This window comes from Lysinibacillus sp. GbtcB16 (assembly GCF_019091145.1).
GTDB classification, from domain to species: domain Bacteria; phylum Bacillota; class Bacilli; order Bacillales_A; family Planococcaceae; genus Lysinibacillus; species Lysinibacillus fusiformis.
On record NZ_JAGXJV010000746.1, the window covers coordinates 1 to 245 of the forward strand.

A 245-nucleotide genomic window follows, 5' to 3' on the forward strand; every position below is an offset into this window, starting at 1 on the left:
ATCGTCGTGACCAACTCTGCGCATAATGGTTTTTAGATCAACATCTGCTTCCGCAAGCATACTAATGTGGGTGTGGCGAAAGATGTGGGGAGTGGCCGTTTTGGTTATTGTCGTTTTCTTAAGGATGCGTTCCATGCGCTGCAGGATGTTTTTCTGAATAAAGGGATATCCATTATCCCGGCAAAAAACAAAATGTTTGTCGTGAAAATCTTCAATCTCATGGCGATGTTTCATTTTGAATTTAT

The 245-nt window shown here is 41.2% G+C and carries 1 protein-coding gene; it reads right to left on the bottom strand.

The window, feature by feature from the left end:
* Positions 1-245, bottom strand: a 245-nt coding sequence (locus KVT27_RS25785; protein ID WP_217582294.1) for a tyrosine-type recombinase/integrase, incomplete at both ends; no start/stop codon positions are given.